This window comes from Acinetobacter sp. Ac8 (assembly GCF_055392545.1).
Window position 1 is genome coordinate 1,447,601 of record NZ_AP043689.1, and the last position, 13,144, is coordinate 1,460,744.

15 protein-coding genes and 2 tRNA genes are annotated in these 13,144 nt (G+C 31.9%); 14 read left to right on the plus strand and 3 right to left on the minus strand.

Annotated features, from left to right (window positions below):
- Positions 1-3 precede the first annotated feature (3 nt).
- The 10 genes from ACZ5QH_RS06945 (at position 4) to ACZ5QH_RS06990 (ending at position 6,968) form a co-directional block, all read left to right on the plus strand.
- Complete coding sequence (locus ACZ5QH_RS06945) at positions 4-225, plus strand: hypothetical protein (protein WP_034614325.1); 222 nt, start codon at positions 4-6, stop codon at positions 223-225.
- Positions 226-1,009: 784 nt separating this feature from the next.
- A tRNA-Met gene (locus tag ACZ5QH_RS06950) sits at positions 1,010-1,086 on the plus strand.
- Positions 1,087-1,294: 208 nt separating this feature from the next.
- Positions 1,295-2,098 carry a helix-turn-helix domain-containing protein gene (locus ACZ5QH_RS06955; protein WP_303576449.1) on the plus strand — a complete coding sequence of 268 codons (804 nt, stop codon included), beginning with the start codon at positions 1,295-1,297 and terminating at the stop codon, positions 2,096-2,098.
- A 90-nt stretch (positions 2,099-2,188) separates the two neighbouring features.
- A complete protein-coding gene (locus ACZ5QH_RS06960) occupies positions 2,189-3,028 on the plus strand; it encodes a sterol desaturase family protein (RefSeq protein WP_303576450.1) in 840 nt (279 codons plus the stop codon).
- A 384-nt stretch (positions 3,029-3,412) separates the two neighbouring features.
- On the plus strand, positions 3,413-3,628 hold the full coding sequence (locus tag ACZ5QH_RS06965) for a cold-shock protein (protein ID WP_004721990.1): 216 nt from the start codon (positions 3,413-3,415) through the stop codon (positions 3,626-3,628).
- A 1,211-nt stretch (positions 3,629-4,839) separates the two neighbouring features.
- Positions 4,840-5,118, plus strand: a complete 279-nt coding sequence (locus ACZ5QH_RS06970) for a hypothetical protein (RefSeq protein WP_004820042.1) — start codon at positions 4,840-4,842, stop codon at positions 5,116-5,118.
- A gap of 180 nt (positions 5,119-5,298) precedes the next feature.
- Positions 5,299-5,511, plus strand: coding sequence for a hypothetical protein (locus ACZ5QH_RS06975; RefSeq protein ID WP_004721987.1), 213 nt, complete (start codon positions 5,299-5,301; stop codon positions 5,509-5,511).
- A 510-nt stretch (positions 5,512-6,021) separates the two neighbouring features.
- Positions 6,022-6,098, plus strand: a tRNA-Met gene (locus tag ACZ5QH_RS06980).
- 247 nt (positions 6,099-6,345) lie between these two features.
- Positions 6,346-6,723 carry a hypothetical protein gene (locus ACZ5QH_RS06985; protein ID WP_034618282.1) on the plus strand — a complete coding sequence of 126 codons (378 nt, stop codon included), beginning with the start codon at positions 6,346-6,348 and terminating at the stop codon, positions 6,721-6,723.
- On the plus strand, positions 6,720-6,968 hold the full coding sequence (locus ACZ5QH_RS06990) for a helix-turn-helix transcriptional regulator (protein WP_239046106.1): 249 nt from the start codon (positions 6,720-6,722) through the stop codon (positions 6,966-6,968). Before ACZ5QH_RS06985 ends, ACZ5QH_RS06990 begins: the two co-directional genes overlap by 4 nt.
- Positions 6,969-7,241: 273 nt before the next feature.
- Here the strand turns inward: ACZ5QH_RS06990 and ACZ5QH_RS06995 are convergent, their stop codons facing one another.
- Positions 7,242-8,291 carry a linear amide C-N hydrolase gene (locus ACZ5QH_RS06995; RefSeq protein WP_303576451.1) on the minus strand — a complete coding sequence of 350 codons (1,050 nt, stop codon included), beginning with the start codon at positions 8,289-8,291 and terminating at the stop codon, positions 7,242-7,244.
- 12 nt (positions 8,292-8,303) lie between these two features.
- The gene (locus ACZ5QH_RS07000) at positions 8,304-8,516 is read right to left on the minus strand and encodes a hypothetical protein (protein ID WP_303576452.1); all 213 of its coding nucleotides are present in this window, start codon (positions 8,514-8,516) and stop codon (positions 8,304-8,306) included.
- Between the two features lie 319 nt (positions 8,517-8,835).
- On the opposite strand from ACZ5QH_RS07000, the gene ACZ5QH_RS07005 reads away from it, so the two are divergent.
- Positions 8,836-9,102, plus strand: a complete 267-nt coding sequence (locus tag ACZ5QH_RS07005) for a DUF2164 domain-containing protein (protein ID WP_004820051.1) — start codon at positions 8,836-8,838, stop codon at positions 9,100-9,102.
- Between the two features lie 471 nt (positions 9,103-9,573).
- Here the strand turns inward: ACZ5QH_RS07005 and ACZ5QH_RS07010 are convergent, their stop codons facing one another.
- On the minus strand, positions 9,574-10,011 hold the full coding sequence (locus tag ACZ5QH_RS07010; RefSeq protein WP_303576453.1) for an SRPBCC domain-containing protein: 438 nt from the start codon (positions 10,009-10,011) through the stop codon (positions 9,574-9,576).
- A gap of 399 nt (positions 10,012-10,410) precedes the next feature.
- Between ACZ5QH_RS07010 and ACZ5QH_RS07015 the strand changes: the two genes are divergently transcribed.
- From ACZ5QH_RS07015 to ACZ5QH_RS07025, 3 genes are all read left to right on the plus strand, one after another.
- Positions 10,411-10,605 carry a hypothetical protein gene (locus tag ACZ5QH_RS07015; RefSeq protein WP_004721972.1) on the plus strand — a complete coding sequence of 65 codons (195 nt, stop codon included), beginning with the start codon at positions 10,411-10,413 and terminating at the stop codon, positions 10,603-10,605.
- A gap of 591 nt (positions 10,606-11,196) precedes the next feature.
- The gene (locus tag ACZ5QH_RS07020) at positions 11,197-11,553 is read left to right on the plus strand and encodes a roadblock/LC7 domain-containing protein (RefSeq protein ID WP_034618275.1); all 357 of its coding nucleotides are present in this window, start codon (positions 11,197-11,199) and stop codon (positions 11,551-11,553) included.
- 246 nt (positions 11,554-11,799) lie between these two features.
- Positions 11,800-11,982 (plus strand): CopG family transcriptional regulator, encoded by a 183-nt coding sequence (locus ACZ5QH_RS07025; RefSeq protein ID WP_034618273.1) that lies wholly within the window; start codon positions 11,800-11,802, stop codon positions 11,980-11,982.
- Positions 11,983-13,144 lie beyond the last annotated feature (1,162 nt).

Consider the following 13,144-nt stretch of genomic DNA (forward strand, 5'->3'; position numbering starts at 1 on the left):
AACATGGGTATCGATCTAAAAGAACTCAATAAGCAAATTGATGATTTTAAAGAAAGTAAGGATCCACAAAGATTAATTATTGGTTATAAAACTTATTCTAAATTAATGAAAGAGAATAAGTTTTTAGATAAAATTAGCAAAGATGCAAATGACCCAATGATTAGATATTATAAAGAAATAAAGATAAAAATAGTCACAGAAAAGCATTTTTTTGAGATTGAGTAGCTGAATAAGCAATATAAGTTGAAATGAGTGGTAAATAATGAAGTTTGTGGTGAGGCGCTTAAAGCGTCTTTTTTTATAGCAAAAATTATTATAGATACTTAACAAGTATTTATAGACAGGGAAGTATCGATAAAAAAGGAAAGAGAGAAGTAATTATTGCAAAATGTTTTACTATTTAAGCAGCTTACTAAGCGATAGATTTTAATGTGATTTATTTATCCATATTAATGATTGAAAATTTCACGTTATTAGTGTATAAAAAATCAACAACAATAAAATAAGGGTGATTACATGATATCTAAATCTATAAACATCGCATTCTTCTTTTCTATGTTTATTGTTCTTACTTTACTTATCCATTTATTTGGTAATATCCCTTTAGGGATATGGGTGTATAAGTAAATACAAATGGACCTAAAAGCTCATCACAAGGTGGGCTTTTATGAATTTTAATATGTTGAAATGTGTTGAAAATAATTTTTCTATTATGTTGCGGATCATATATTGATAGATGCTTAGAGATGCTTTGCTCTTTAACAACTTGGGTCATGGCATAAAAATTAACGATGTCTGGTGTTAAATATGATGTTGTGGATTTGGCAAAAGAGATTCAATCTAGTCACTCCAAAATTCTCTGTTCTTATATTTTTCTATGCATACACAAAAACAATGCATAAAAGTATAAATATTGTGTGAATAGAATACTTAAATAAGGCTTTTTGAGAGATATATTGAATAAAGGTTGTATTACTTGCCTTTAAGGCGTATAAAGTCACTTCGTTGATGCGGGATGGAGCAGTCTGGTAGCTCGTCGGGCTCATAACCCGAAGGTCGTTGGTTCAAATCCAGCTCCCGCTACCAACGAAAAAAGATTCAAAGTTTATAGCCTAGTTTGCTTCATGCTTACTAGGTTTTTTTATGCTTAAAATTTATTGCATTGAATTTAAGCGCTTTAGAATAGCAAAGATATAAAAAGCGCACTCAATCAATCTGCTTATTTATGCTGGGTATTTGAAGATAAGTAGAATAGTGTTATTTAATGAGTTTTCACTTTTAGCTTAAGTATTCTATGGCTCAATCTAATCTATATAAATTACCTGCTAAATATTGGATGGGCCGAATAGCAATTGGATATGGCATTGGCTATTTTGAAGGAGCTGTGGGTGATAACTCTCCACATCGTCATCACGCACATCAGTTAAGCTTTGCAAAACAACAGGGAGAGCGGATTCAAGTTATTGCTGATGATTATTGTATATGGAGTAGTGGGGTCTATATCGCAGCAAATACTTTACATCATTTGCAACCAGGAACTTACTGTTCGATCTATATTGATCAAACACATTTTCTTGCTGATGTCATTCAGCATTATTTAGAAGCTTATCTACAACCAGACTCACCGATTACGCTATTACCTGAAAGTTTGGTGTCTATTCTTAGAGCGTGTTTTATAGAACAAAATCAAATATTTGAATCTTTCCAAAAGCTTTTAAGTTATTGCAGTGAATCTAATTTCAAAGCTCAGTCAGTTAGAGAAGAGCGTCTTGCAAAATTTCTTATTCTCAACCATCAACAGAATTTGACAGTGAAACAAATCGCCTCACAATTCAATCTTTCAGAAAGTCGTTTTAGTCATTGGTTTAGTGAAAATTTTGGTATTTCTTATCGTAGTTATCGGAAATGGTTACGCTTATTACAAAGCTTTCAAGCCATAGATCAGGATATTAATTTAACCAGCATCGCTCATCACGCTCATTTTTCTGATCAGGCGCATTTTAGTCGAACCTGCAAACAAATGTTTGGCATTCAACCTTCACTATTAAAATTTATTCCATCCATTGAGCAAATGCCAATATTACTTTTGTCAGATTAAAAGCTATAAGTGATATAGCGGTTTCGTTCAATTTTTCTATCCAGCCAGTCAGCATACTCCTAAAACGTATTCTGTTGATTGGAGTTATAAATGAGCGCTTTTGTTAAAATATCTCTGCGATATTTATTTTATCCGCTTTGTATGCTGTTAACCGTATGGATGATGATGTTCATCGTCTCAGGGCAAGTTCCATATTGGCCAAGTTCAATATTGTTTATATTGCTAAGTGGCGTAGTGATTGCATGGGTTGAGCATTCTTTGCCTTATCAAGCAAAGTGGTTGGATACACATCAAGATTTTGTTACAGATATCATCCATGCAATTTTTAATTTATTTTTGATCGTTTCTGTCTCAAAAATTATTGAATGGTTTGATCTTTTCCGATTTATTCCACGATTATGGCCCGACCATATTTCGGTATTTTGGCAGATATTGATTGTTGCTGTGGTGATTGATTTTGGACTATGGTTCATGCATTACCTAAGCCACAAGTATCGGTTTTTATGGAAATTGCATGCGATTCATCATCAATCACGCCGTTTATATTGGTTAAATGCTGAAAAGAGGCATCCCCTGAGTGCAATCGTACTTGCTGGACCTAGTTTGATCATCCTCGCGCTTTTTGGGGCTCCAAGTTTGCTGATTGGTTGTTGGATGATATTTATGGCCGTGCATTTGTTTTTTCAGCATGCAAATATTGATTATCGTGTTGGTCCTTTCAAATATATTTTTGCTGTAGCTGAAGTACATCGCATCCATCATAAACATGGATTTGGTCGTAAGAATTTCGGAGAAGTGTTCATATTTTGGGACATCTTGTTTAGAAGTTTTCACTATGAAGATCAAAAAATTAAAGATGATCAAGTTGGTGTGCGTAGTCAAATACCCAACCAATATTTGGCTCAACTCCGCTGGCCATTTAAAAAGTAACCCTAAAGTAAGCATAAGAAAAATTGATGTATAGAACATTGGTATTTTTTTCTTGTGAAATAGAAAGCCAATTGGTTTTCTATCAATGATCGAGAAAGTAAGTTATTTGAGAAAGCTCTCACATGAGAGCTGTTCTAAATAGATAAGTCATTCTTTATCCATAATAAAGTTAAATATGTATAAGAAGGCTTGATTATTTATTTTTTTCCTGTAAAGTAAAGCCAACTAGAAAACAGTCATGTTTTGGTAAATCTTCTCTAAGTATCGCAGTTTTAGTCATAATCCTTCGTTTTATTCAGATTTTAAGTTCAATTCTTTATTATTTTCGACGTTATCACTAGTCATAAAATGGCTTAAAATTTTTAAATCTCAGTAGGATTGATTATGTCAAACTCAAATGTTGTTAAAGGTACAGTTAAATGGTTCAACGAAACTAAAGGTTTCGGTTTCATTCAACAAGAATCAGGTCCAGACGTTTTTGCTCATTTCAGCGAAATCGCTAACTCTGGCTTCAAAACTCTTGCTGAAGGTCAACAAGTTGAATTCAGTATCACTCAAGGTCCTAAAGGTCCTAACGCTGTAAACATTACTCCGCTATAATTCAGAGTAAGTTGTAAAAAAAGCACGATATCGTGCTTTTTTTAACTCTAAATTTTTATTTTAATTCATATTTATACATTTCAATTATTTCTATAACTTTTTATCCTAGTGTCAAAGCTATATTTATACTGAAACACTGGACCTATTTAAAAAATCCATCATTCGTCTACCAGCAAAAATTTAAGCACATCTAATCAATTGCTGTGTAAATCTCGTCTTTTGTTATGCGGGGGACTGTGTGGCTGCTGTGCTATTTCTAGATCAATAAACAAAAAGAAACCCGCATCATGCAGGTTAGTATGGCCTTTCTTTATTGTCTATAGACCACTCTCTCCAATGGTCACGGATACTATACATCTGTTCTTTAATAATAAAAACGCAGTAAAATAGTCGAGATAAATGTATAGCGTCTTTCTGGTTGAATATGATTGATAAACCATAATAATTTAGATAAGTGAATAGAATCTAGTAGACTTTTCTTTGATGCCATATTTTAAAACGATTTAATTAAAAAATATTTAAAATCAGTTGTATAGGATTTAACTTTTGTCCTTCTTTACGCGCAGCATTGGCTGGTGTTTTTCATTGTTTTATAGAGGCTGTATTTGTGAGCATACGAAGTCTCGATCATTGAGTGAATAAATTCTGATATTTGTATTATTGTAAAATTAAATAGCCGATGAATGGTATTGAAAGTGAGACTCTTGTTATGTAAATTAAGTTTAGCTAAACATATATCACAAGTTTATATACCCACTTACTCTATCGGTGGGTATTTTTTTATACAAGCAATGAAAGGGTTGACGATAATTTAATTTTAAAGTAAATTTAAATTGTTATTTTACTAATAATAAATAACAAAAATCCTTAGTCAGCGCAAAATTAAGGTAAAGCCTTACAGAAATGTAGGGCTTTTTTATTAGATCAGCGCAAATTTAGAATAAAACCGTTTTGAGAATGATGATTGGTCTACATACTAGAGTGGACATTGGTTTTTAAAAAAGCTTTGCAAGTACCGAAGGAGGGGATTGTTTAATTGTATTCAAGTAAATGAGTATTATTGTTGAAGTATCAATATTGATGCATTTGCAGTAATAGAAGCCAAAAGCTAGCGTACATCTGAGCCAACTTAAGTAATGAATATTTTATTGATATGACAAGTAAAAATGAATTTGTTAAATTAAGTGAACGATACAAAGGATGGTAATGTGATGAAAAAATTAATTTTAGCTGGGAAGCTGGTTGAGGCAACCTTAGAGGGTGACCATGTCACAAGATTACTCATCGGAAATTTAGTCAGTTTTCTAATAAAAAATGGAACAGTGAATTATGAAGACTATTTTCAATTTACCCAACAAACAAAAAAATACTTGATTGAAACGTCTGAGGATAGCAGTGAATCCAAAGTAAAAATGATTGAAAGTATTTTTGATCTTCATCTTGATGATTTAAAGGAGATAAAAGCAATAGATCCTAAAAAACCTGAGTAGCATCAAGACGCAATCTTTTTGATAAGCACTTAAAATGTAAGTAAATAAAAATTTTTATAATAATTTACTGTTTTTGCAGTATATTGAATTGCGTTTGATGTACAAGCATAAATTTAATAATCATTGAATGTTTTGGTTAACAGTTTTAGCTGTTTTTATTTAATTTTTAAGGTGTTTTTTATGAATAAACTCGACATAAATGTAAAGGATCAATTTGGAAAGTGTTACGCAGTTGAGGCAACGTTAGATGATGTTGTGATAAATCCAAATAAAACTCATGAACGTATCAAATATATTATTGTTGAAAATGAACTTTTGCGTCCTAACTTCGAAATGCTTTTTGAAAGTAGCAAGAATGGTAAAATTTATAAGATTTTGGAACCTATGATTTAAATCGAGCCACCTACGGGTGGTTTTTTAATCGCTTTAAGTTATATAGCGACTAAGGCAAATCTTCGCTGTTTATTTGAACATTGTATTGCAGCACGCTTTGGCTAATTTTTGTTACATAGTTTAATTTAATTAATAAATAAAGGCTGATATACTTTTTTTGAATTGCTGTGCGACTCACACATCATTCATGCGCCTCCAAAAAATAAGCCCACTTTTTAGTGGGCTTTCTAATGCTATATTAATGACTGGTTGAATTAAATTATTATTTGGGTAAGCGCTAAAGATGCCTTGATGAAGATAAAAGTATAATAGATCGCTATCGAAATATTAGGTTTTTAATCTTAAGTAAAAGGTTAAGCTGTTGTGTTTTGAAGTTAAAAGAGCATACGATAATCAGTCAACAATGTATGCTTTGAGAGTGTTCTGGATGCTCATCAATAATTCTTTTAAACATATATAGAATAAAGGTTGTATTCCTTGTCTTTAAGGCGTATAAAGGTGCTTCGTTGATGCGGGATGGAGCAGTCTGGTAGCTCGTCGGGCTCATAACCCGAAGGTCGTTGGTTCAAATCCAGCTCCCGCTACCAACGAAAAAAGATTCAAAGTTTATAGCCTAGTTTGCTTCATGCTTACTAGGTTTTTTTTATGCTTTTAAATCAGTTAGCTTTAGAAATTTATAATCAAAGCGCGGATAAATGCCGTGAAAAAATGACAATTGAAGGCGCATTTCAACTTTGTTGTCTAAGTTAAAATAAAAATAATATGTAAAGTGTGCTTTACATGGTGCGCTATTTGATCTAAATTTATGTAAAGCTTACTTTACATGGTTGCCGTATGAAAAAATATAAATCTCTGATTGAGTTTAGTGCATCAATACTGCTTTATGTTGTTGTGCTTATTTGTTCATTAAATTATTTAAAGAATGACGATATCCGTTATTCAACACAAATTTTTGTGACATTATTGCCGATAATTCCCTGTATTTTGGTGGGTTGGAGTGTACTCAGACAATTAGCGCGCTTAGATGAAATGCAACAACACATCCAATTACAAGCTTTTGCGCTCGCATTCGTAGGTACCGCACTGATTACATTTAGCTATGGATTTCTTGAAAATATTGGCTTTCCACATCTTTCTATGTTTTTTGTATGGCCTTTAATGGCAACGTTGTGGGGTGTTGGTATTGCAATTGGGAGTTGGCGTTATCGATGAAAAATATCTTATCTGAATTGAGAGCGCAGCAAGGTTGGTCTCAGCAACAATTAGCAGAATATTTGGGAGTCTCGCGACAGACAATCAATGCGATTGAAAAACAGCGCTATGATCCTAGCTTACCTTTGGCATTTAAAATTGCGAAATTATTTAACCGATCAATTGAAGCAATTTTTAAAGATGAAGAAAGTTTTGACAATGAAAATGACGTTATAAAAGCAGAAAATTCTGCCGCTAAAAAATAGTGTATTTGAATATTTTTAAAATATTATTTTATCGATTTGAGCAAGTACTACTAAGAAATGAGCAATTTTTCTTATTGGGTTTAGTCAGTGAAATGGGCATAAGCGGTCCAACTCAGGATAAACTGGTAAAAGCTTTGCTGGAGCATAAATTTTTAAGTAAGCCTCCACTTTAGGAGGCATGCTTTTGAGCAGACTTTTATTTGAAGTACATGAGTTTGATATGTGTATCTATAGTTACACGTTATAAAAAAATCAGTGAGCTATGGCTTAAAATCAATTTATTCCTAAAAACTGAAATGGCTTTGATGCTTTAAAATAAGCATTTGATTTCCCAGAATAGGTGATTGCTTGGTCTTTACCTAAGGTCAATTTTTTGGTTTGTCCATCTTTGAAATTAATCTCTTTCAAATCCACCCAAAATACATTGGGTGATACCGCGGATTCAAAAAAGTAAAGGCTTCTCTTATGGTCAACCACAGTACGCCAACGTGTAGAAGAAATATTTGGTTCTTCCGCTGTATTTAATCCAAAGGGTACAGAGACATTTCTGATTACACCAAAAACACTGGCGATAGAATGCTCAGGTGAAGCATTTTTAGGTATTGCATTGATATAAAATGATGCTCTTGCAAAGCGATCTGAGGCACGATTGGTTCCCGGTAGCATGACGGTTCCGCCGATTTGTTGCCAATAACTGTTCAGCGCCAATTGCTGATCAAAGATTGGGGAGTTGGTCATCACCTGATATTTGCGGTTATGATGAATCACTTGCTTGCCGTCAATATACTCAATAATTGCACTATCACCAGATGCATCAGAAATAGAGAGGTGCAGGGTAGTAAGTCGTGTATCACCTGGAACAGTATCTGTAACAACAATAAAAGGCTGTTTTTCTAAAGCACGTACAGCTTCATCTACAGTTGCATAGTTATCTAAAACATATTGTGCCCACTGTGAAATGCTCAGTGGTGGTTTGTTGTTCTTTTTAGGATCTGGATAATCAGATTCGACTAACCAGAGTAAGTTAGCCACTAATCCTTTTTCATTTACCCCATCTGTTGTGGATACGCCATAACCTGTTGCCACAACGCTCCCATATTTGGATGCCCACTGAATAGAATTTGGACCAGCTAAGCCTGTACGTTTGACATTACTGGGTAAAATCCATAAATCTGTCCCTACGTCTTGTTTCCAGTCCATAGAGCGTGCAGTAATGACCTCATTATTGTCACCTAGATATACTACACGTGTACATGCAGTGCTGACTTCTGCTGCGACTAGAACGCCCGCAGCAAGTAATATTTTTTTCAAAGCATTATTCATTATCATTCCCTCTCAAAAAATTGGTAAATTAATGCCCAGAACAGGGCCTTGTAGTGAAATATTCCAATGAAAGTTATTGGATTTATAATTTTTTTCAAAAGCAAAGGCAGGTAAATTAATATTTAACTTTGTCGTATCATCAAAAGAATTGCTGAAGCATTTTGCAAAAGCAGGCTGATTCAAAATAATACCAATCGTTATATATAAATATTTATTAAAGTTCATAAAATTTCACATTTTTTCTATGTGATTAATTATTATACTAGCACTGATTTTTATATTTTAGATAGAAATATTTTAAAAAATTGTCCCCGCTAAAAAGGCGCTGACTTTATTGAATTTAAGATCTTTTAGCTTTATTGATTAATTTGTTCTATATTTATTATTTTAAATTACAGTAACTTGTGCGGATTCTGTGCTGTACATCTCTAGATGTTCAAGCCGATAGAAAAATTAAAATGTACGACATGATAAGTCGCTCTAAGATTGAAAAAGCACTGAATAAGTATTGTAATGGGCTCTCGTTATTTTCAGAATAAAGACTATGGCTAAAAAGCAAATCATTACATTTGATGAGTTTACGCGTGAACAGTTAATTTTTTCATTGAAAAAATATGCCTTAAAGGAACTAGACTTGGATCTAGGCAACTTTCCAGCACAGTTTTTATTTGATTTTATTGTAGACGAGTTTGGCCATCATTTTTACAATCAAGCGCTCAATGATACCCATGAATGGTTGGCAGAAAGATTTGCTCATTTAAATGAGGATTTATTTATCTTGTCTAAAGAAAAAGTAAACAAAGCAAAATAAACAGCATCTTAGAAATTGTATCCAGCATGATTTCAGTACTTGATGTTATAAGGTCAGCAGTAAGGTTTCACTGATTTATGATCATTCATGCTGAAAGCCCCACCTAAATATTTTAGGATAGTGCTTACTCGGTTCTTTCGATAGAGGATTTAATGAACCGATATCTGAAAAAATGCTGATTGTTTGTGGTGATCTTGCCATCCAATTTAAATCCGAGTGAATAGAACCCTGTTCACTTTTTCCGTGTTGGCGTTAATAAAATCATGATCGAGTCAAAGCTCACCTCGTTAAAGGTCTGATTTATAATTTTATTAAAAATTTGTTTATCCATTCCTCAATATCAAGGCTAACACTAAAGCTAAGTCGGCATCTCCATGTTCATTCTGTAATCCTCCCTAGATTGCTGGATCGCAAGTATAGTGAGCAAGTGAAGTTGCTTTTAGTTCTAGCCGATGTGCTCAGTGAAGACTTCTATTGACTCTCTAATTTTACTTTAAGCGCATGATTCATTCGTTCAAAACCGGGCTTGGTTTTGGTCTGTAAGTTCTTAAGAAATGGTTTGACTAAAATGCCACTAAACGCTTCACTATGGATCAATCTGGTTTGATTACTGGCTATCTGTTCTAATCTAAATTTATGTTCCCCATCAAATATTCCCTTCACCAATAATTTTCCACGCCAGCTAAATTGTTTATTTTCTTGATTTTCAAGCACAAGCGCTTTAAAAGACATTTTACTTGTCGCATCATTTTGTATAGTGACATTGATCTTGCCACCTTGATGCGCTTCTCCTGAAACATTGATGATAAATGGATTCCAATTTTTATAATCTTCAAAATTTGTGAGGGTTTTCCAAACAATATCAATCGGTGCATTGATCAAAATTTCTGTGGTTATTTCAAATTTCATATTCGCTCTTTTGACTTGCTTGTATTTTATCCAATATACACTTATTTCAACTTTTGAATATCGCTAAAATTAACCTCACTTTGTTAAGAGGTTGGTTATATTAAGTTATTGAATAAAATGATAATTGTTGGATTTTCCTGCATTGTTCTAAGCTACGCCTTGATATGATTCATTTTTTATACTTAAAAAGTGATCAGCATAAAGAATAAATTCAATATTTTAATCAATAAAAAATAGCTTCGTTTAAAAACTATAAATTGTTGAGCACCTTATATGATTCTGCTCATAAAAAATTTTTAATTTATTGTGATATATTTCACTAAAATTTTTGTTAGTTTGAATCATCACTTGTTTTTGTGTAAACTAGACAGGTGATTTAGTGGTTTTATAGAGGTAATTATGATGATTTTTTATGATGGAGAACATATTTTCCCAGAGCGTGCCAACGAATTTAAAAACTTTTTAAAGAAATACTTGATGGAACATCAAGCTGAATATTTATTAGAACAAAAAACATTTGTATACGATAGTGACTGTGACGAGTTTTTAGAGTCAGATATTCAGGAGTTTTATAAAATTTGGTTGATGGCTTAATACATAACATCCTACTAAGTGAGTTCTAAAAAACTAGCTTAGTCAGAAAAGTATAGAGCTTGTTCTTCTAGGTTGGTTTTTACAATGACATAGCGCACATCGTCTATATTTTAAGCATTTTATTTACTTATATGCAAATAATGTTGATCGCAGGGCATGTTAAATATATAAATGAAAAGAAATATAATAAATACCTTAATAAATATTATATATATTTAAAACAGTAAAGATTTAAAAAATTTCCTTGTTAATTGCTCAGTAAATTAAGGTTTTAGAATAAATATTTGTATTTTAATTATTTTATTGCATGTTTTTAATTTTGCATATTTTAATTTATCGAAAAATAATGCGTTTATTTACATTTATATTCATACTTTTTTATACAGAATTAAAATTTAATCAGTGCTTTTTATGCCAGATAAAAAATTTTAATTGTGGATTAATACTGATCTAATCCTTTGTTTAAATTAAAAAAAGTTACAAATTATTATCATAAAATAATATTATATTATAATTTCATGATACTTTTTAAACATGAGGGTGCTTTAAAAGCGACTCATATTATCTCCACTTAATAAAAGGCATATATAAATGGCTAAAATTGACTTAACACCTTTAACAGAAATTGACGGGTTCACGGCAACAGCACTTGTTGATAGCACAAGTGGGTTATCATTGGCTTCATATGGAACGGGAATTGATTTGGAACTTGCTGCTGCTGGAAATACGGAGGTTTTAAAAGCAAAAATGAAAACAGCAGAAGCTTTAAATTTACGCGATACGATTGATGATATTTTAATTACCCTAGGAAAACAGTATCACTTATTAAGACCTCTAGATAAGAACAGTAACTTATTTTTATATTTAGTCTTAGATCGCCAAAAATCTAATTTGGCAATGGCACGACATGAACTCAGAATTTTTGAAAAAGAATTAGATTTCTCTTAAGTATCAATGTTTGGCTATTGCATCGCGTTGTTGTAATAGCCTTTTAGGTACTTTTTCGTTTTAAAATAAAAATATTCAATAACATTCACAATAATTTATAGCTGATTTATTGCTAAAATCAGAAAATAAGTAATTTAAATTCAATGGTATATATTGAGAAGTGTGTGTTATGTGATAAAAATTATCATTGAAAAAAATTTAAATGTTATTACAATTTTATTTCTAATAAATTTAAGGGAATAAGCTATGGAAAACAAAACAGCAAGATTAACAATTTTAATTGATCCAAATAAAAAACAAGCTTTTGAGGACTTATGTAATCGTCAGGATTTAAAGCCATCTCAGGTTGTTCGTCAATTAATCCGTGAATATTTAGATAAGCATGATGTTGAATATTCAACTCAATTACCCATAAAAAAAAGCAAATAGAGTACAGCTTTCTCTGTTTATAAATATTTTATCGAGCCGTAAGGTTTGTTTGATCTTTCTAATTTTTTTTAGCGCATAAAAATAATGCTTTAAAACGAAAATTATCATTGCGTGCGCCATATTTTTTTGATGATTAAAATTTTTAAGCAATCATATAGAATAAAATGAGCCACGCCCAAAAGTGGTATAAGCTGTTGAAAAATTTTAGTTGACAGACCTGTATATTTATTTTGCTTTAAAAGATCAGCGCATGTTAACTCCCTTATTTGTTATCAAATTATTTTTAAAAATAAAAATAAAAAACAGGAAAGTTTAAGCTAGGATTAGCTTCATCATGTTCTATGAATTTAGCCACCCATGGTCAAGCAAATCATCCATTATAAAGGTTTAATCTTTTTTGCCATGCTTATTGCATTTGGTCTTGGTATTTTGCTCAGTAAAGCAGAGCTCCCTTTATCACAAAAAGGAAATATTGAGACGGAATGTTTCGGTATACATATTCCTGAAAATTTAAAGTACACGCAGTCTAGACAATATTGTAGGTGTTTTAAAAGCCATTTGAATTACAGCAATAAAAGTAAAATCGAGAAAATGTGTTTAGATAAATAGAGGGAGAAGGGGGCTATCAATACCAATATGATTCACTCAACATGATTGTTTTTTGATTTATGAAAAGACATCTAATACTGCTGATGATATATAAATTTTAATGATGATCAATGCTATAGGTGATCTCGTGTGGCAGATTTATAGGTTGTTTTTATAAAATAATTTTTACTGGTTCGTTTTTATTTAATGTTATTTAGATTTTTTAAGGTTGATCAATATTAAATTATAGTCAATCAAACTTATCTATTATCTACCAATTAAAAAAATATTCAATTTCAAAATTGCTGTGATATCGTTCAATAATGTTACTGCATCTTGCAGATCAAAGCGCATCTGACTATATTAAAACTACAGTAGGTCGCTAAGACGCTACGAAGTAGTTGGACAGATCAATGACGGCTTGTTGAATTTGTGACTCCAGTTCAAATAAAAAATAAGCACTAGCTTTCCAACATAAAAAGCTCGCAGAAATGCGGGCTTTTCTTTTTCTGATTTTTGAAACGTCATGAAATAATTGAATCAAGCTGTATTTACACAAAGTATTCAAAGTAAC